This is a genomic window from Mesorhizobium sp. WSM3868 (assembly GCF_002294785.1).
Classification (GTDB): domain Bacteria; phylum Pseudomonadota; class Alphaproteobacteria; order Rhizobiales; family Rhizobiaceae; genus Mesorhizobium.
Map to the genome: position 1 here is coordinate 223,384 of NZ_NSGB01000007.1, position 18,395 is coordinate 241,778.

Annotated in this window: 21 protein-coding genes and 1 tRNA gene; 13 read left to right on the plus strand and 9 right to left on the minus strand. The window is 62.1% G+C overall.

The features are described from left to right. Nucleotides 1-72: 72 nt before the first annotated feature. The 3 genes from CK221_RS14260 to tkt form a co-directional block, all read right to left on the minus strand. Nucleotides 73-1,962, minus strand: coding sequence for a potassium/proton antiporter (locus CK221_RS14260; protein ID WP_095778151.1), 1,890 nt, complete (start codon nt 1,960-1,962; stop codon nt 73-75). Between the two features lie 167 nt (nt 1,963-2,129). Continuing rightward, entirely contained in the window at nt 2,130-3,140 is a 1,011-nt protein-coding gene (gap, locus tag CK221_RS14265) for a type I glyceraldehyde-3-phosphate dehydrogenase (RefSeq protein WP_095778152.1), read from the minus strand. A 208-nt stretch (nt 3,141-3,348) separates the two neighbouring features. Beyond that, nucleotides 3,349-5,340, minus strand: coding sequence for a transketolase (tkt, locus tag CK221_RS14270; protein WP_095778153.1), 1,992 nt, complete (start codon nt 5,338-5,340; stop codon nt 3,349-3,351). A gap of 260 nt (nt 5,341-5,600) precedes the next feature. Here tkt and CK221_RS14275 point away from each other — a divergent pair, with 260 nt between their 5' ends. The 3 genes from CK221_RS14275 to CK221_RS14285 all read left to right on the plus strand — a co-directional run bounded on the left by CK221_RS14275 (nt 5,601) and on the right by CK221_RS14285 (nt 7,093). Further along, nucleotides 5,601-5,873, plus strand: coding sequence for a DUF4164 domain-containing protein (locus CK221_RS14275; RefSeq protein ID WP_040973690.1), 273 nt, complete (start codon nt 5,601-5,603; stop codon nt 5,871-5,873). Between the two features lie 4 nt (nt 5,874-5,877). Then, a complete protein-coding gene (locus tag CK221_RS14280; protein WP_067002048.1) occupies nt 5,878-6,243 on the plus strand; it encodes a cell division protein ZapA in 366 nt (121 codons plus the stop codon). Nucleotides 6,244-6,433: 190 nt separating this feature from the next. Next, a complete protein-coding gene (locus tag CK221_RS14285; protein WP_095778154.1) occupies nt 6,434-7,093 on the plus strand; it encodes a peroxiredoxin in 660 nt (219 codons plus the stop codon). Between the two features lie 258 nt (nt 7,094-7,351). Here the strand turns inward: CK221_RS14285 and rpoH are convergent, their stop codons facing one another. Beyond that, on the minus strand, nt 7,352-8,263 hold the full coding sequence (gene rpoH, locus CK221_RS14290) for an RNA polymerase sigma factor RpoH (RefSeq protein WP_067002056.1): 912 nt from the start codon (nt 8,261-8,263) through the stop codon (nt 7,352-7,354). A 209-nt stretch (nt 8,264-8,472) separates the two neighbouring features. Then, nucleotides 8,473-9,465, minus strand: coding sequence for an RluA family pseudouridine synthase (locus tag CK221_RS14295; protein WP_245430638.1), 993 nt, complete (start codon nt 9,463-9,465; stop codon nt 8,473-8,475). A 115-nt stretch (nt 9,466-9,580) separates the two neighbouring features. On the opposite strand from CK221_RS14295, the gene CK221_RS14300 reads away from it, so the two are divergent. The 4 genes from CK221_RS14300 to CK221_RS14315 all read left to right on the plus strand — a co-directional run bounded on the left by CK221_RS14300 (nt 9,581) and on the right by CK221_RS14315 (nt 11,149). Beyond that, nucleotides 9,581-9,964, plus strand: coding sequence for a fimbrial protein (locus CK221_RS14300; RefSeq protein ID WP_067002059.1), 384 nt, complete (start codon nt 9,581-9,583; stop codon nt 9,962-9,964). After that, entirely contained in the window at nt 9,961-10,374 is a 414-nt protein-coding gene (locus CK221_RS14305) for a VOC family protein (protein ID WP_067002062.1), read from the plus strand. The genes CK221_RS14300 and CK221_RS14305 overlap by 4 nt, the downstream gene beginning before the upstream one ends. A gap of 85 nt (nt 10,375-10,459) precedes the next feature. Then, nucleotides 10,460-10,534: transfer RNA gene (locus tag CK221_RS14310), tRNA-Glu, on the plus strand. Nucleotides 10,535-10,666: 132 nt separating this feature from the next. After that, on the plus strand, nt 10,667-11,149 hold the full coding sequence (locus CK221_RS14315; protein ID WP_067002065.1) for a pyridoxamine 5'-phosphate oxidase family protein: 483 nt from the start codon (nt 10,667-10,669) through the stop codon (nt 11,147-11,149). Nucleotides 11,150-11,506: 357 nt separating this feature from the next. On the opposite strand, the gene CK221_RS14320 is transcribed toward CK221_RS14315, so the two are convergent. Together CK221_RS14320 and CK221_RS14330 are read right to left on the minus strand one after the other, a co-directional pair. Next, on the minus strand, nt 11,507-11,794 hold the full coding sequence (locus tag CK221_RS14320) for a hypothetical protein (RefSeq protein WP_245299753.1): 288 nt from the start codon (nt 11,792-11,794) through the stop codon (nt 11,507-11,509). 610 nt (nt 11,795-12,404) lie between these two features. Continuing rightward, the gene (locus tag CK221_RS14330) at nt 12,405-12,857 is read right to left on the minus strand and encodes a YidB family protein (RefSeq protein ID WP_067002068.1); all 453 of its coding nucleotides are present in this window, start codon (nt 12,855-12,857) and stop codon (nt 12,405-12,407) included. Nucleotides 12,858-13,235: 378 nt separating this feature from the next. On the opposite strand from CK221_RS14330, the gene CK221_RS14335 reads away from it, so the two are divergent. The 3 genes from CK221_RS14335 (at nt 13,236) to CK221_RS14345 (ending at nt 15,013) form a co-directional block, all read left to right on the plus strand. Further along, nucleotides 13,236-13,994 (plus strand): DUF4142 domain-containing protein, encoded by a 759-nt coding sequence (locus tag CK221_RS14335; protein ID WP_095778157.1) that lies wholly within the window; start codon nt 13,236-13,238, stop codon nt 13,992-13,994. A 20-nt stretch (nt 13,995-14,014) separates the two neighbouring features. After that, on the plus strand, nt 14,015-14,617 hold the full coding sequence (locus CK221_RS14340) for a hypothetical protein (protein ID WP_095778158.1): 603 nt from the start codon (nt 14,015-14,017) through the stop codon (nt 14,615-14,617). Between the two features lie 213 nt (nt 14,618-14,830). Further along, nucleotides 14,831-15,013, plus strand: a complete 183-nt coding sequence (locus CK221_RS14345; protein ID WP_095778210.1) for a hypothetical protein — start codon at nt 14,831-14,833, stop codon at nt 15,011-15,013. 233 nt (nt 15,014-15,246) lie between these two features. Here CK221_RS14345 and CK221_RS29775 read toward each other — a convergent pair whose 3' ends face one another. Then, complete coding sequence (locus CK221_RS29775) at nt 15,247-15,474, minus strand: hypothetical protein (RefSeq protein ID WP_128372327.1); 228 nt, start codon at nt 15,472-15,474, stop codon at nt 15,247-15,249. Between the two features lie 308 nt (nt 15,475-15,782). On the opposite strand from CK221_RS29775, the gene CK221_RS14355 reads away from it, so the two are divergent. The 3 genes from CK221_RS14355 to CK221_RS14365 all read left to right on the plus strand — a co-directional run bounded on the left by CK221_RS14355 (nt 15,783) and on the right by CK221_RS14365 (nt 17,933). Next, nucleotides 15,783-16,364: a VOC family protein gene (locus CK221_RS14355; protein ID WP_067319302.1), complete on the plus strand. Its 582-nt coding sequence runs from the start codon at nt 15,783-15,785 to the stop codon at nt 16,362-16,364. A 21-nt stretch (nt 16,365-16,385) separates the two neighbouring features. After that, nucleotides 16,386-17,288, plus strand: a complete 903-nt coding sequence (locus CK221_RS14360; RefSeq protein WP_095778160.1) for a glutathione S-transferase family protein — start codon at nt 16,386-16,388, stop codon at nt 17,286-17,288. Between the two features lie 255 nt (nt 17,289-17,543). After that, on the plus strand, nt 17,544-17,933 hold the full coding sequence (locus tag CK221_RS14365; RefSeq protein WP_095778211.1) for a hypothetical protein: 390 nt from the start codon (nt 17,544-17,546) through the stop codon (nt 17,931-17,933). A gap of 87 nt (nt 17,934-18,020) precedes the next feature. On the opposite strand, the gene CK221_RS14370 is transcribed toward CK221_RS14365, so the two are convergent. After that, nucleotides 18,021-18,242: a hypothetical protein gene (locus tag CK221_RS14370; protein ID WP_067319298.1), complete on the minus strand. Its 222-nt coding sequence runs from the start codon at nt 18,240-18,242 to the stop codon at nt 18,021-18,023. Nucleotides 18,243-18,395 lie beyond the last annotated feature (153 nt).

The window sequence follows — 18,395 nt, forward strand, 5'->3', positions numbered from 1 at the left end:
CTTACCCGCCACCGGGCACGATGCAAGGCCTGGGCCACACAGCGTGTGCAAAAATGATGTCGTTGTGTGACGTCAGCTCTCGCTGGCTGATTTTGGCGCTATGGGCTTGGACGTCGTCATTTCGTCCGGCTCGCTTTGAGGAACCTTGCTTGGCGCCGGTTTGCGCCAGCCGCGGATAAAGGCGGCGATGCGGTCGGCGATCTCGCCGGCGCTCAGGAAAACCGGCACGCGCGCCACCGGCGCGGTCGGCTCGAAGGACAGGCCAAGCCCGGTGATCCGGCCCTTCTCGTCGACATCGCGTACGATAAGCTCGATCGGGCCGATCATCACGCGGTCGGCATATTCGGCCTGGCCGCCGAGCCGCTCGGTGACCAGCGCCGCGACGGTGAGCTTCTGTTCGGCCTCGGTGAGGCCGGGTCCATAGGCGGCTTCGAGCTCGGCGGCGGAGCGGGCCGGATCGACGGCAAAGGCGCCAAAGAAGTCGGCATCCTCGGGGTCGACGACGGCGCGGCTGGCGAAGAGCTTGTCGAGCAAGCGCGGATAGCGGTCCGGCACGAAGATGTAGACCTGATCGCCGGCGGCGAGCCGGCCCATGTCCTGGAACCGCATGGAGCGGCCATCGCGCAGCACCAGCGAAGGCCTCGCCCAGCGCGGGATGCGTTCGCCGCGCGCCACCGGACTACCAGGGGCGACGCGATAGGCGAGCAGCTCGTGGTGGGCCGAGCCCGGCAGCTCGAGCTCGACCTTGTCGAGCGGTCCAAGCCTTGCCGGCACAATGAGGCCGAGACGGCGCGCCAGCGGACCGACTGTCCAGCCCTGCACCACCAGCGAGACCAGCACGATGATGAAGGCGACATTGAAGATGAGGCGACCGTTGGCGAGGCCGCCGAGCAGTGGCGTGATGGCAAGCAAGATCGAAACGGCGCCGCGCAACCCGACCCAGGAGACGAAGGCGACCTCCGGACGTGGCAGGCGGAACGGCATCAGGCAGAGCCAGACGGCCAAGGGCCGCGCCACGAAGATCAGGAACAGGCCGAGCAGGATCGCCGGCAGCAGGATCGCTGGGAATTGCGAGGGCGTGGCAAACAGGCCGAGGATCAAAAACATGATGATCTGCGCCAGCCACGACATGCCGTCCTGGAAGCGCTTCAGGATGGTGACGGCGCGAATGTCGGAATTGCCGGCGACGAGGCCGGCGAGATACACCGCAAGGAAGCCCGAGCCGCCGACGGCGCCGGCTGCGGCGAACACCATCAGCGACAGCGTCAGCACGAAGATCGGCAGCAGGCCATGGTCGAGGTTCAGTCGCTCGACGAGGCGCACGATCGCCAAGCCGCCGAGCACGCCGATGATGGCGCCGAGTCCCATGTTGATGAAGAAGCCGATCACCAAACTGGTGGCGAGAACGTTTGCCTCAGGGTTGGCATGCGCGGCGATGATCTCGACCAAAGAGATGGTGAGGAAGATGGCGATCGGATCATTGGTGCCGGATTCAACCTCGAGCGTCGAGCGGACGCGCTCGCGCAAATGGATCTCCCCGGCGCGCAGTAGGAAGAACACCGCCGCTGCGTCGGTCGAAGCGACGGCGGCGCCCAGCAGCGAGGATTCCAGCCAGCTGAGATTGAGGAGGTAGTAGGCGGCGACGCCGAAGATGCCGGTGGTCAGGAGGACGCCGACGGTGGCCAGCGACAGCGCCGGCCCGGCCGCCTGGCGCAAGGCGTTGAGCGGCGTGCCGAAACCGGAATCGAACAGGATAATGGCCAAAGCCAACGAGCCGGCGAAGTAAGCCAGCCGCGCATTGTCGAATTCGATGCCAAGGCCGTCGACGCCGGTGGCAAGGCCTATGCAGAGGAAGAGGAGCAGCAGGGGCGCGCCGAAGCGGAAGGCGATCAGGCTCGAAAAGGCGGCGGCGACAACAAGCGCTGTGCCGACCAGCGTCACGAGATAGATCGCATGCTCCATCCGGAATTGCCCCTCAAATCCGCGTCCCTCCCGCTTTACGGCAGAGTGGGGCGAAGACATGACCAGTGCAAGGCGGCAGCGTGGCTTTTTTGCCCCATGCCGCTGCGTCGAACGAAAACGCCCGGCCGAAGCCGGGCGTTTCACACGATAAAAAAGGAAGCCTGAGGTCAGGCGATGGTCTTGCCGAAGGCGACAGCCGTGTCGCCCATGCGGTTCGAGAAGCCCCATTCGTTGTCGTACCAGGAGAGCACCGAGACGAAGTTGCCGTCCATGACCTTGGTCTGGTCGAGCGCCGCGATCGAGGAGTGCGGATCGTGGTTGAAATCGATCGAGACGTTCGGGTGATGGGTGACCGAGAGCACGCCCTTCAGCTTGCCCTTGGAGGCGGCGATCAGCGCTTCGTTGATCTCCTGCGCGGTGGTCGAGCGCTTGGCGATGAATTTGAAATCGACGACCGAGACGTTCGGAGTCGGCACGCGGATGGAGATGCCGTCGAGCTTGCCCTTGAGCTCGGGCAGCACCAGACCGATCGCCTTGGCGGCACCGGTCGAGGTCGGGATCTGCGACAGCGCCGCGGCGCGGGCCCGGTAAAGGTCCTTGTGCATGGTGTCCAGCGTCGGCTGGTCGCCGGTGTAGGAGTGGATCGTCGTCATCATGCCCTTCTCGATGCCGACGGTCTCGTGCAGCACGGCGGCAAGCGGCGCCAGGCAGTTGGTGGTGCAGGACGCGTTGGAGATGACGACGTGGTCCTTGGTCAGCTTGTCGTGGTTGATGCCGTAGACGACCGTGAGATCGGCGCCTTCGGCCGGGGCCGAGACGATGACGCGCTTGGCGCCGGCTGTCAGATGCGCGGCAGCCTTGTCGCGCGCAGTGAAGATACCGGTGCATTCGAGCGCGATGTCGATGCCGAGATCTTTCCAGGGCAGCTGGGTCGGATCTTTGATGGCGGTGACCTTGAACTTTTCCTTGCCGACGGAGATCTGGTCGCCGTCGACCGTCACTTCATGCGGGAAGCGGCCATGCACGCTGTCGTAGCGGAGCAGATGCGCGTTGGTCTCGACCGGCCCGAGGTCGTTGACGGCGACGACGTCGATGTCCTTGCGGCCGGATTCATGAATGGCGCGCAGGATGTTGCGGCCGATGCGGCCAAATCCGTTGATGGCAACTCTGACGGTCATGTTTCTCTCCCTGGGGGCTGGAAAGTGGAGGGGTCCGCTGCTTCATAGCGGCGGGCGTGCAAAGAATCCAGCCGCAGAAGCCGGAATTTAAATCGATTAGGTTGGTCCAGTCCGGCGACATCCTTTGAATGGGCTTCGCCGGACGGGGCGTTGCTTTTTATGCATGCCGCTCGAGATCGCTGCGCGCTTTTGAGCGACATGCGATGGCTCACTCGCCGTGCAGGCGCGCCTCCACGGCCTTGGCCGCGGCCTCGGCGGTGATGCCGAAATGCGGATAGAGCTGCTCGATCGAGCCGGAGGCGCCGAAGCCGGTCATGCCGACGAAGATGCCGTCGATACCGATCAGGTGATCCCAGCCCTGGCGGATGCCGGCCTCGATAGCGACCTTCACCTTGGCGTTGCCGATGGTCTTCCTGCGATAGTCCTCCTCCTGCTGGTCGAACAACTCGAAGCAGGGCACCGATACGACGCGGGTCGGATGGCCGTGTTTTTCGAGCAACTCGCGGGCGCCAAGGGCGACCTCGACCTCCGAGCCCGTGGCGAAGATCGTCACGGCCGCCTCGCCGTTTGCCGCGGCAAGCTCATAGGCGCCCGAGGCGCTGAGGTTCTTCTCGCTGTGTTCGCTGCGCACGGTCGGCAGGTTCTGGCGGGTCAGCGCGAGCGTCGAAGGCGTCTTTTCGGACTCCAGCGCCAGCTGCCAACATTCCGCCGTCTCGACCGCGTCGGCCGGGCGGAAGACGTTGTGGTTCGGAATGGCGCGCAGTGCGGCCAGATGCTCGACCGGCTGGTGGGTCGGGCCGTCCTCGCCGAGGCCGATCGAGTCATGGGTCATGACGAAGATCGAGCGGATGCCCATCAGCGAGGCAAGGCGCATCGAGGGGCGGGCATAGTCGGAGAAACACAAGAAGGTGCCGCCATAGGCGATCAGGCCGCCATGCAGCGTCAACCCGTTGATGGCCGCCGCCATGCCGTGCTCGCGGATGCCGTAATGAACATAGCGCTGGCCGTAGTCGTCCGGAGTGATGTTCTTGGTCTGGCTGGTCTTAGTGTTGTTGGAGCCGGTGAGGTCGGCCGAGCCGCCGATGGTTTCGGGAACAGCGCCGTTGATCACTTCCAGCGCCATTTCCGAGGACTTGCGGGTGGCCACCTTCGGCTTGTCGGCCGAGAGCTTCTTCTTGTACTCGGCGATGACGGCGTCGAAATTGTCCGGCAGCTTGCCGGCGAGGCGGCGCTCGAATTCGCCCTTCAGCTTGGCTTCGGCCTTGGCAAGGCGGCCTTCCCAATCGGCGCGCGCCTTGGCGCCGGCGGTGCCGACGCCGCGCCAGGCGTCGAGGATGTCGGCCGGAATCTCGAAGGGCGGCGATTCCCAGTTGAAGAATTTGCGGGCGCCGGCGATTTCGTCGGCGCCGAGCGGCGAGCCATGCGCCTTGTTGGTGCCGGCCTTGGTTGGGGCGCCGAAGCCGATGGTCGTCTTGCAGGCGATCATCGTCGGCTTGTCGGAATGGCGGGCGGCTTCGATGGCGTAGGCGATGGCTTCCGGATCGGTGCCGTCGATGTGGCTGGCGTTCCAGCCGCTGGCCTGGAAGCGGGCGACCTGGTCGGTGTTGTCGGCGAGCGAGACCGGGCCGTCGATCGAGATGTTGTTGTTGTCCCAGAAGACGATCAGCTTGTTGAGCTTGAGATGGCCGGCGAGCGCGATGGCTTCCTGGGAGACGCCTTCCATCAAGCAGCCGTCGCCGGCCAGCACATAGGTGTAGTGGTTGACAAGGTCGTTGCCGAAGGCGGCGTTCATGATGCGCTCGGCGAGCGCGAAGCCGACCGAGTTGGCGAGGCCCTGGCCGAGCGGACCGGTGGTGGTCTCGATGCCGGCGGCATGGCCGTATTCGGGATGGCCGGCGGTCTTCGATCCGAGTTGGCGGAAGTTCTTGATCTGGTCGATCGTCATGTCCTCATAGCCGGTGAGGTACAGGAGCGAATAGAGCAGCATCGAGCCGTGACCGGCCGACAGGATGAAACGGTCGCGATCGGCCCAGTGCGGGGCCCTGGCGTCGAATTTCAGGAAGCGGGTGAACAGCACCGTAGCGATGTCGGCGCAGCCCATGGGCAGGCCGGGGTGGCCGGAATTGGCCTTCTCGACGGCGTCCATGGAAAGAAAACGGATCGCATTGGCCATCCGATCATGTTGTTCACGCGAGGTCATGCTTCCTCCGGAATAGGGGTTGGAGCCTTGGGAGAGCCCGTGGAAAGGGTGCGCGACACATAGCAGGCGCGGCCTTTGAGTCAACAAATCGGTGCTTTTTTGCCGGCCTTGTGAAGGCGCCGGCGACGCTACATTAGCGTTAGCGGGGGACAGTCGCGAGAGCTTTATTGACGCGCGCTTCACCCGGCGCCTAATCTTTCCGAGATAACGCGTTCTGAACGCGAGCGATTCGGTGACGGGCAGGGCATAGGACGAAGGCCATGACCGGGGAAACGACCCTCAAGGAAGTCATCGCCAGGCTCGGCAAAGCCATGGAGGGACTGGAAAACGCCGTGGCGGCGCGGCTCGAGCATGAGCGCGACTATTCCGAAGCCGAGGCCGAGGTGCAGCGCATGAACGCCGACCGCTCGCGGCTGGCGCAGGAGCTCGACAATTCCGAGGCGCGCGCCGAACGGCTGGAAGACGCCAACAAGGAAGTGTCGCGCCGGCTGGTGACCGCCATGGAAACCATTCGCGCGGTACTGGACAGGTAAGCCAATGGCACAGGTCACCGTTTCCATCGACGGCAAGCAGTACAGGATGGCTTGCGACGAGGGCCAGGAAGAGCATCTGATCGACCTCGCCGAGCGCTTCGACCGGTATGTCATGCATTTGAAGGATTCGTTCGGCGAGATCGGTGACCAGCGGCTGACAGTCATGGCCGGCATCATGGTGATGGATGAGCTTTCGGAGCTCAACAAGCGGGTCAAGGGCATGGAGAGCGAGGTGCTGACGCTGCGCAAGACGCGCGACGAGGCGCTGACCAAGGCCGACAAGAGCGACAGCGTGCTGACGACCGCGCTCGCGGCACTTGCGCAGCGCATGGAAGACCTTGCGACGACGCTGGCGGTGAAGAAGGCTTAAGCCGCCAATCCCCTGCGTCCGCTATGGAAATTCTGCTGTCTTTTCCAGGAAAAGCAGTAATTTTTCCGTCGTTCCGATCACGCTTGCAGACACAAGCCTTTTGAACCGTTCCTTCCGGCGGTATAGAAGCTGACGCGCGCCGCTGGGGTTGGCCCATGCCGGCGCCATGTCACAGGGTAGGGAGCCCGCGATGAGCCTTCGTATCAACGATATCGCGCCGGATTTCACGGCCGAGACCACGCAAGGGACGATCAATTTCCATCAATGGATCGGTGACGGCTGGGCAGTGCTCTTCAGCCATCCGAAGAACTTCACGCCGGTTTGCACGACCGAGCTCGGCACGATGGCCGGGCTCGAGGGCGAATTCAAAAAGCGAAACGTCAAGATCATCGGCATTTCCGTCGATCCGGTGTCGAGCCACGACAAATGGCAGGCCGACATCAAGACAGCTACCGGCCAGACGGTGAACTATCCGCTGATCGGCGACAAGGATCTCGCCGTCGCCAAGCTTTACGAGATGCTGCCGGCGGGCGCCGGCGAGAGCTCTGAAGGGCGCACGCCGGCCGACAACGCCACGGTGCGCTCGGTCTACGTCATCGGCCCGGACAAGAAGATCAAGCTGGTGCTGACCTATCCGATGACCACCGGCCGCAACTTCGATGAGATCCTGCGCGTCATCGATTCCATCCAACTGACGGCCAAGCATCAGGTCGCGACGCCGGCAAACTGGAAGCAGGGCGAGGACGTGATCATCACCGCTGCCGTCTCCAACGAGGACGCGATCAAGCGCTTCGGCGCCTACGAGACGGTGTTGCCGTATCTGCGCAAGACCAAGCAGCCGACAGCGTGAGCTTTCCTTCTCCCCGTCCCACAGGGAGAAGGTGCCCGAAAGGCGGATGAGGGGCGGCGCGGCGTTCGGTGATTACCGCGTCAACGGACGTTGTCCTGACGTGATAAGCTCGTAATCCCGGCGCTGCCCCTTATTGTCCTGCCGGACATTAGGGGCGCGCCACAGCTTTCGCCAATCGCGGGCGTGCAGGTACCAAAAAGAAACGGCGGCACCAGATCCCGGCGCCGCCGTTTTGTCTTTGCGTAATGCCTCGAGCTTTTACGCCGCCGGCTGCGCTTCGATGGTGCGCAGCGCCTGGTTTTGACGCTTGGCCGCGGCCTTGACCGCGTCCTGCACCTTCTCGAAGGCGCGCACCTCGATCTGGCGCACGCGCTCGCGGCTGATGTCGAACTCGGCCGACAGCTCTTCCAGCGTCAGCGGCTCTTCGGCCAGACGACGCGCCTCGAAGATGCGCCGCTCGCGGTCGTTGAGCACCGACAGCGCGCCCGACAGCATCGAGCGCCGGTTTTCCAGCTCGTCCTGCTCGATCAGCATCTCTTCCTGGCTTTCGTGATCGTCGACCAGCCAGTCCTGCCATTCACCGGACTCACCTTCGCTCGCCCTGATGGGGGCGTTGAGCGAAGCGTCGCCCGACAGGCGACGGTTCATCGACACCACTTCGGCCTCGGAAACGTTGAGACGCGTGGCGATCTCGGCGATCTGGTCGGGCTTGAGGTCGCCGTCGTCGAGCGCCTGGATCCGGCCCTTCACCTTGCGCAGGTTGAAGAACAGGCGCTTCTGGTTGGCGGTGGTGCCCATCTTGACCAGGCTCCACGAGCGCAGGATGTATTCCTGGATCGAGGCCTTGATCCACCACATAGCGTAGGTGGCGAGCCGGAAGCCGCGCTCCGGTTCGAATTTCTTGACAGCCTGCATGAGGCCGACATTGCCTTCCGAGATCACCTCGCCGATCGGCAGGCCGTAGCCGCGATAGCCCATGGCAATCTTGGCGACGAGCCGCAAATGGCTGGTGACGAGCTTGTGCGCGGCGGAAGTGTCCTGATGCTCGGCATAACGCTTGGCGAGCATGTACTCTTCCTGGGGCTGAAGCATCGGAAAGCGACGGATTTCTTCCAGGTAGCGGGCGAGACCGCCTTCACCGGAAACGATACTGGGTAGTGACTGGGCCATGATAGCGCCCCTCTCTATTGGAGTGATGCCCCCGTAACGCGGCGGGCGTGTGACGCGAATGCCAATCGGCTCACTCGCGGCAACTGCTGTATATAGGAACAAAACCAGAAAGGACAGGCGTTTGTTCAACACGAAACAGTGTGTCACGCTGAAGTGAACAACGCCAGTCAGGTTTTTTGATGGCTGGTTTGAAGCGTCTTGATGGCAGTTCAGAGCATTCGAAAGCCGCCGACAAGTTCCTCCATGTCCCTCGGCATCGGCGCCTCGAACCGCATCGGTAGATGGGAAGTCGGGTGTCGGAATTCAAGGAGCCAGGCATGGAGCGCCTGCCTGGAAAATGCCTTGACCTCGCCTTTCAGAGGTTCCGGCAGCCGGTTGGCCTTGGTGCGAAAGGCCTGACCGTACTCCGGATCGCCGACCACCGGATGGCCGATATGCGCCATATGCACCCTGATCTGGTGCGTGCGGCCGGTCTCGAGGCGGCATTCGATCAGACTTGCGGTGGTGAATTCCTTCTGCCGCCCGCCGAAACGCTCGACGACGGTGAAATGGGTGACGGCATGCCGGGCGTCGTCCCGGCCTTCGGGAACCACCGCGCGCCGCACCCGGTCGGCGGCGCGGCCGAGCGCGGCCTCGACGGTGCCGGTCGGCCGCTGCGGAATGCCCCAGACCAGCGCCAGATAGGCGCGTTCGAGGTCGCCCGTCCGGCCATGATCGGCGAAGGCCTCGGACAGTGCCTTGTGGGCGCGGTCGGTCTTGGCCACCACCATGACGCCGCTGGTTTCCTTGTCCAGCCGGTGGACGATGCCCGGTCGCCTGACGCCGCCGATGCCGGAAAGACTGTCGCCGCAATGATGGATCAGCGCGTTGACCAGTGTGCCGGTCCAGTTGCCGGCGCCGGGATGCACAACCAGCCCCGCCGGCTTGTTGACGACGATCAGCTCGTCGTCCTCGTAAAGGATGTCGAGAGGAATGGCCTCGCCTTGCGGCTCGGCAGGCTCCGGCTGCGGCATGATGACCGTGACGCGCTCGCCCGGCGCCATCTTGCGCTTTGCCTCTTCGACCGGCTTGCCGGCGATCGTAACCGCACCCTGCTTGATGAGGGCCTGCACGCGGCTGCGTGAGATCTCCGGGCCGAGCTGGGCGGTGAGCCACTGGTCGAGGCGCTGGCCTGCGGCATCGGCGCCGGTTTCCAGCTCCACCGCTCCATCCAACTCATCGCCCGGCAATTCATCCTGTCTCAAAATCGGGGCCCTATCAAAATCGAGGTCTCTTCGCTATGAGCGCTCATCGAAACCCGTTGCGGATTGTTTAGTCATGGCCCGGCCGATCGCCGAAGAAGATGAGGAGAAGCCGCTCGACCCTGCGGCCGAAAAAGTGCGCCGGAAGCTCATCCGCTTCATGATCGTCAATCTCGGTCTTCTGTTCCTCGCCCTTATGGTGGTGATCGGAGCCCTTGTCTACAAAGCCCGCAATGCGCCCGGCGCCGGATCGGTGCATGCCGGCGATGTCCAGGCTCCGGCCGGCGCGCCCCTCTCGGGCGATATCGTGCTGCCGGTCGGCGCCAAGGTGGTCAGCCAGGCACTGTCCGGCAACCGCCTGTCGATCGATGCCGAGCTCGCGGACGGCAGCCGTTCCATCTTTCTCTACGACATTGCCGAGCGCCGCGTGATCGGCCAGTTCGCGATTCGCAACAAATGAGCGGCTTTGCCGATAACCGCAGCATTGCGACCGTGGCGCTCGTCGTCGAAAACTATGACGAGGCGATAGCCTGGTATGTCGAGCGGCTTGGCTTCGTGCTGAGCGAGGATGTCGACCTCGGCGGCGGCAAGCGCTGGGTGACGGTCACGCCGGCAAACAGGCAGGGCGCGCGGCTGCTCTTGGCGGCAGCCTCCGGCGAGAGGCAGGCAAGCCGCATCGGCGACCAGACCGGCGGCCGGGTGTTTCTTTTTCTCGAAACGGACGACTTCGCCCGCGACCATCAGGCGATGCTTGGCAGGGGCGTCGAATTCCGCGAGGCGCCGCGCTTCGAGCCCTATGGCACGGTGGCGGTGTTTGCCGATCTCTACGGCAATCTCTGGGATCTGATCGAGCCGAAACGGCAGGGTTGACGAGGGCAGTCCGCAAAGTCCGCGAACAGTCCGAAACCCCAGTTGCTTTTTTCCGGCCTTCATCCTATGTAGCCGGTTCTTGAGCGCGCCCATCGTCTAGCGGTCAGGACACCGCCCTCTCACGGCGGGAACAGGGGTTCGATTCCCCTTGGGCGTACCATTGATTCCAATAATTTAGCTGCTTTGAACGACGACGCGTCGAATAGCGATCGAGAAGCCTTAGCCAGGCAATGCGGGAAGGAACACACAGCACCGTCGGCCGTTTGCCTTTCTTTCAGTGAAAGGATGAGACATGCCGACACCCGCTGAGCTCGAAGCGAAATTCTGGAAAGCACTGAAATCTGACATGACGATGATGATCGGCCTCGACGGCTCCAACATCATCCCTCGGCCGATGACGGCACAACTGGAGAAGGACGATACCGGTCCGATCTGGTTTTTCACGGCGAAAGACACGGAGCTTCCGATGGGCCTTTCCGGCGGCGACCAGGCAACGGCCACGTTCGTCTCCAAGGGACATGACCTCTTCGCAACGGTGCAGGGCAAGCTTCGCGTCGACAATGATCGGGCTGTGATCGATCGGCTCTGGAACCCCTATGTCGAAGCATGGTTCGAGGGCGGCAAAGACGATCCGAAACTCACGCTGTTGCGCTTCGATCCGGACCGAGCCGAAATCTGGCTCGATGCGTCGAGCGTGGTTTCGGGCATCAAGATGCTGCTCGGATATGACCCGAAGCAGGAATACAAGGATAATGTCGCCAAGGTCGACCTTTAGGGGCCGGTCGCGACAGGCTGTCGGCCGCGTAATTTTGCTTGATTTTCGGTTGATGCGGCAAAGGCCTCCAGCCTGAAATGCAACCACGCATCCACTCTATGGGGTCGCGACCAGAATGAACCGCGCCAGTTGCGGCGGCAATGCGTTACGCGCCGGTATGGAAGATAGGCGCACGAATCCGCCATTGGCGCGCGCCTGGCGTTATACTCGACGTTATCGGAGTGGCGCTTTGCCCATGGGCTTTGAAGCCCCCTGTTTCCCCGCTGTCCCATTGAGGGGAAGGCGCTGCGCTATTTCCCGGGAAGAAACGGCGTGGCTCAGTCATGCGATAGCGTCTAGGCACCGATTCGGCCTTGGCTACCATCCCAATTGGATTATCTGGGAAAGATCGGCGATGTCGCCATAGATCATCGAGCCTTTGACGAGAAAACACTTGCCATGCAAGACCTCGGACAGTGAGCTCGACGCGGTGCAAACCGGCAAAACCTTATGTCCATTGGCTTCGGTCGGGCCGATGCTGATGACGAGGAAAGCAATCGCAACGAGAGTCGTTCTGCTCATATCCAACCCCTCAAGCCTATTGGCTGCTAGGGCTGCAAAACCGGTTGCCTCCTCAAAGTAGCATCGGGCAATGATGCGATTCATCGTATCGATTGGAGAAGCGGCTCATCTATCTGCCGTAGGCGCAAAGACGGATTAGCCCCCGCCTGTTCAGTGGCCTCCACCATGCAGGCTAACGCTTCTTTGTTTCCCAGCCGAACCACAACGCCTCGAATTGCCCACCACCAAGGCGCTTGAATTCCGAACTTCTTCAAAGCGTTCAGGAGCTTCACGACGTGCATCTATCGCGCTTGCTGAAAAAAGCGGCGCGGAACAGTGCAGCCTAAAGATGGGGGCGCCCGGCCTGTGGCATATCGGGGACCTAGGGCAGACAGGCCGGGCCTTTTACCCCATGTGGGCAAGGGGCAAGTCTGTACTATGCGCCACCTTTCGACGGCTGACATCAGAACTTTAGGCGTAGCTAATAAACGCCGTCGCGGTTAATGAGCGCAAGCGAGGGATCTTTGGTTGCCTCTGCGGCTACACCCCTGATGGGATTGACCGCTCATAGTCAGCACGCTCCCAAACGGAAGCGGCAAACCGCTCACCTGCGAAAGCGGGATGAGTTGCGCCATGACCGTTGCAAGTCCTCGCGCTTCTCAAGACAGGCTTTTCGCAAACGCTGACGGACTTGGAGTGTGACCTTGCCGCGCCATCAACGCTGTGGTGGCACCGGATCGAGCAGGGTGACATCGTCGGGCCCCGCGGGTGGCAGTTCGCCATTGGGCGTCAGCTTGTTGACCGCCTCGGGCAAGTCCCTGGTTATCCTGGCTATCAGCTCATCGCGGGACAAGCCGGTCTGCATTGAAAGAGAAGCCAGTGTTTCATCGTCTATTGCCGCCTCGACATCTTTCGGCTCGATCGGCTGGTTGGGTCCGCTACTAACCCAAGAATCCACCTTGGAACCGGCTCCCGCATTTCTGAAGCGGTCGACAATATCCCCAAGCGCCGTCCCCGATACGCCTTTGGACAGCTGATCCAAGATCCCTCCCTGCAGACTATTTGGATCGCGATTTCCCGCGCCGCGGAGCAGCTCTCCGATCTTGTCGCGATTTTGGTAGGCGAGAATGCCCAATATGGCGACAGCCAGTCTTCCCAGGTTTGCCATTGATTGCCTCCCAGCAATTACAAGGGAAGAGCCGGTGATCACAAAGGTTCCGTCTAACGTGAAAAGTTTGCCGAGAGGCCAGCAAGGATCGATGAAGCGCGAACGATTGGAGTTCTGGGCCGCCGATTGTCGGAGATCGAATAGGGGTGAGCCGGCGAGCGCGGTCGATCATTTTCCATCAGTGCCCCATGCGCGGCCAAGCCGTTGATCACCTGCGCCAAGTCATCTGGCATCAAACAGCTGGATCATGAGCCGCTTGAACCCTCGGTCCTAGTGAAAAGAATGCCGGTACTCCTCGCTAAATCAAACCGCGCTCGGAACAAAGGTGTCGGACGCTTGTTGGGTTTGCAGCACATCTGCCCAACTAGGAACTTCTCCATGAAAAATCGCCATCTACTGGTTGCGCTGACCACAGCCGCCGCCATCACATTCGCAGTGCCTGCCTTTGCCGCCGACGACGCCCAGGGGTTCGTCGACAAGGCTGCCAACGGGGGGATGTTCGAGGTCGAGTCGAGTAAGATCGCCCAAGGCAAAGCCCAGGATCAGGCGGTCAAAGACTTCGCCCAAAAGATGATCGACGAGCATGGGGCGGCCAATGCAAAACTCGAAACGATTGCCGGCGAGCAGAAGCTCAAAGTGCCCGCCGAGACGGATGCCAAGCACAAGAGCGACCTCGACGCCCTTCAGAACGGCAAGGATCAGGTCGAAAAGACCTATGTGCAGATGCAGCGTGATGCGCACGCGGATGCCGTGGAGCTGTTCGAGAACTACGCCAAGGATGGCGACAATCCCCAGCTCAAGGCGTTCGCTTCGGAGACCTTGCCCACACTCAAAATGCATAAGGAAATGATCGAGAAGATCGCTTCCACCATGGACGATGAGACCGGCACGACGACGAGTTCGACAACTCCCGCCGTCACCACGACCGACACAAAAAATCCGGCTGCTCCGGTGCCAGGCGCCAATAGCTTCACCGAAGACCAGGCCAAGAGCCGGATCCAGGATGCCGGCTTCTCGGATGTCTCAGGGCTAACCAAGGACGATCAAGGCATCTGGCGCGGTCAGGCCACCAAGGACGGAAAGAAGACAACCGTGGCGCTCGATTATCAAGGCAACGTCGTTGCCGGCAGCAACTGAGAACGGATTGGAGTTCAACCATGAGAACCGTGACCGGACTATTTGACAATTATGACGACGCTTCCGATGCCGTCGGTGAACTCGAAGCAATCGGCGTTCCGCATTCCGACATCAGCATCGTCGCCAATAATTCGACCGGCTGGTACCAAGATGATCGCTCGAATGCGGCCGAAGATGCGGCTGGCGGCGCCGGTGTGGGCGCCCTCATTGGCGGCGCCGGCGGGTTGCTGACGGGGCTAGGGATCATGGCTATCCCAGGCGTGGGCCCTGTTGCCGCCGCAGGGTGGCTCGCCGCTACCGCTGCAGGCGCATTGGGAGGCGCAGTTGTCGGCGGGGCTGCCGGTGGCATCGTCGGAGCCCTTACCGACTCCGGGGTCCCGGAAAGGGATGCTCATGTCTACGCCGAAGGTGTGCGCCGCGGCGGGACGTTGGTCACGGCCAAGGTTAGCGACGCGTTGGCCGGCGAAGCCGAGAGCATCCTCGGCCAATCAAGATCGGTGAACTTGGAAGATCGCCGCAGTGCCTACGAAGCGGACGGTTGGAGGAGCTTTGACGCTGGCGCCGAAAACTACACCGCCGACGAGATCGAACGCGATCGAGCGCGCTACGCAAATCGCGTTTGACCATATTCGCCCCCAGGCGAAAGGCCTGGGGGCTTCACGCTCTGGCGCGTAGACAGCGCCTCCATGCCCGGAGCAACGCAGCTCGGACATCCGCTCAATAAAGTTCTCTGCGGCCTCGACGCGCGAGCCAGCTGTGATGCGGGGAGTGAAAAGTGATTTTGCGGCGCGCAACGCGCGGGTTACGCTATGTCACTTGCCAAAAGGAGGATGATGATGAAAGCCTTCCTCGCAACGATCTTAGCGCTGGGCCTGTCCGTCTCTGCAGCATCAGCCAATTGCCCCGCACACGCGAAGGATCAAGCCTCAGTCGACGCGCAGCAGACGGCGAGTGTTGACAAGTCCGACACGTCAACATCGACGGAAATCAAGAAAGAAACCCCGGCGAAGTCAGAGTAGTGCTTCTTCTTCGAGGGTAGATTGAGAGAGTGTCCGCGCTGCGGGTAGTAACACCCGAGAGCGGGCTACCATGATAGCCATGCGGCGCTAGGACGGCGTGAGCGTCGCCGCTATCGCTGAGAAGCTTCGCTGATCGGCGACATGAAAGCGTAGCGGTGTCGCCAGTTCGGGCGTCTTCAAGGACGGTTTACAAATAAGGCTTCCGTCGGCTGCCGACGCTGAACCAAAAAAGTCTAAATGCCGGCTCGGGTCCGCTCACGAGACGCCCTCTCCAACAACAGCGACAGCTGATGCAGGTGCATCGATTGGGCGTCTTCAAGCAACTGCAGAAAGCTGGACGCCTTGCCTCGCGGCAACCGGCGGCGCTTTAGCGCAGCGATGCGCGCGCGCTGGCGCTTGATGTGCTGCTCGGCCTGCAGAACATGGCGTTCCGCCATTTGGATGTCGTCGGCCAATGCCATGGTTGTAAACGGCGGTGTCGGGCAGGCGGTTCCGCTGGCCCGGCCGGCCCTCGAGCATGGTGCAGCAGAGCCTTGCGCATCCGCCTTGCGGCCGGCGATGACCTGCTGGTGCGATGCTGCGCGCCGCTTCTGGCGCAACGCCTCGGATTGAATTAGCATCCGATAATCAAAGTTTCGGCCGCGATCCAGCAGGATGCGAAAATGCGGAACCCAGCGAGCGGAGCCGTGCGGCGGTGCCTGCCGGGCGCCGATTTAAGGCTGCCTGGCCCCATCGTCCGGCGGCAGGCGCGGCGGGCCGGGAGGAGCCAATGCAAAAACTGCAGTCGCAAGGCGTCCATCACATCACGCTGGTCGGCGCCGATCGCCAGACCTCCATCGATTTCTGGGAAGGCGTGCTCGGCATGCCATTCATCTTCGAGCAGCCCAATCTCGACAAAGCGAGCGAAAGCCACCTCTATTTCGACCCGGGCGATGGCCGGCTGATCACGGTCTTCACCGACGAGAGCCGCAGCCCGGTCAAGCGGCGCACACCGACCGATACGGGCTGTGTCCACCACATCGCGTTCTCGGTGTCGCGCGTGACGTTCCTGCAGGCAGTCGGCCGGCTCGACGAGCGCGCCATCAAGCACAGCGGGGTAAAGGATCGCGGCTTTATGGATTCGATCTATTTCGAGGATCCGCTTGGGCTGCTGATCGAGCTTGCCTCCTACCGGTTCGAGCCGCCCGCGGGCTTCAGCCATGCCGACGTGCTGATGGCGGCGCACAAGATCCGCGTTGCGCGCGGCGACTACAATATCGCCGAGGCGCACCTTGCCGACGCCATCCAGGCGCTGGTCGAGCGATCGCGCGAAACATTGTCCGAGAACCGGGCGGCGAAAAATCCATACTGAACAGGTCAGAGGGAGGACCAGATGGCAAAGGCTGCAACGAAGGGAACGAAGAAAGCCGCCGCCAAGCCGGCAGCGAAGATGGCAAAACCTGCGGCAAAGGTGACTGCCGCCAAGATGTCGGCCAAAGCAGTCAAGCCGGCCGCAAAAGCCGCGCCTAAAGCGACGGCAAAAGCCGCGCCTAAAGCAACGGCAAAGGCAGCGCTTAAAGCCAAGGCGCAGCCGGCGAAGAAGCCCGCGGTCAAGCTCAGCATGCTAAGGCCCAGCGTCAACAACATGACGGTCCGGGTGTTCACGCGAGCGGCCGGGCTCGACCATGCCGAGACCGACGCCTGGGGCCTGACGCGCACGCCGGAATTCCTGGCGCGGAACCCGGCGCATCTGACTCCGATGATCGAGGACAAAGGACTTCCCAGAGGCGTGCTTTGGGAAAGCTGCGCCATCATGCAGTACCTCGCCAACAAGCACGGGCTGGACAAGTTCTATCCGAAGGCGCCGGCCAAGCGGGCGATGGTCGACAGCGCCATGTTCTACCTGGTCGGAACGCTCTATCCCTATGTGGCCAGGGCCACTTATCCGGCACTTGGCTTTCCGCAATATGCCGGCGAGGTCGGCCACAGCGATGCCCATCCCGACAAGAAATCGGAGGCGCAAAAGGCTGCCATCGCCGCAATCGCCGAGCCGCTGGAGGTCTTTCATAGCTTCTTCAGGGACGGCAAGCCTTTCATCGGCGGCAACAACCCGTCGATCGCCGACATCCGTCTGGCGGCGACACTGGAGTTTCTGGCGGTCATCGACTATGCGCTGCCCAGCTGGGCGAAGGACTATATGGCTGCGATCGAGAAGAAGCTCGGCAAGGCCTATGCTGAGCCGGCCGGCGACGTGCGCGGCTACATCGCCCATGTGAAGGCCCAGGCCACGGCTTAAGAAATGCGCGAGGTTTAGGGTTTCGTTAACCAAACCCTTGTCTAGTGTCTCGGTCCTCGCTGCGACCACGGATGTACTGGCGCGATTGCCGAGGAGAAGGAAAGGTCGGCTCAGCGCCGGCCTTTTTGCTTTTGCGCCGGCGCGCCAGCGTCACGGCAGCATGATTTTATCGGGTGCCGGCGCGGCTGAAATTCTATTGTCATCCGCGTCGTTGATCGTACCATGCGAACGGGCGAAAGCGGCGAGGACAAAGCCATGAGAAGCACGGCTAGACTTTCAGCGATCGCAGGCGCGCTGCTGGCGATGCCTTTTCCGGCAGATGCTGCATCGCTCAACACGATGAACGAGGTCGGCGCCGCGCTGCAGGCGTGCTGGACGCCGCCGGCCGAAGCCGGAACTGCCTCGGTCACCTTGAGCTTCAGCTTCAAGCGCGACGGCACGCTGATCGGCCCGCCGAAGCCAACGGCCATCAAGGTCAACGGGGATGACAAGGCGCGTCAGGCCTATGTCGACGCGGCGACCGCCGCCCTGCGAAATTGCCTGCCGCTCAGCTTTTCGCCGGACCTCGCAAAAGGAATTCCCGGGAAGATCTTAACGCTTCAATTCAATTCGCCGAAGGACAACGCCAAAGCAATTCAGCAGTAGAACTGCCAAGTTGCTCAGTTTCGCCTTCGCCGATTTCCAACAGAAAACGGCTATGCTTTCTAGGTGGCGCTTTGTTGCTGGACAGCGCTACGCCGGATTGCGCCTGCGGCGGGCATTGGCGTGTTTTTCCAGTTGCGGCATTTCGAAGACGTAGTCGCTCCAGGCCGATTCCGGAATTTGGCCGGCCAGATAGCATTCCAACAATAGATTTTGCTCGGGTGTCAGACGCCTCGGGGCCCGCTCGTGATCCAGTCCAAGCGAATGGATCAGGTTTCTCGTCAGGCCTGAGACGGTGAAATGAACAGACATCTTCGCTCCCCTTCGTGCTGCGCCGATAACGCCAGACACCACACAAAGGTTTCACGCGCAGTGAGGAAACACGCGATCTTATCGTAGCTGCGAGGCTACTCGCAGACGACGCGATAGCGCTTACCGGGTTCGCTCACATTCCGGCAGGCGAGC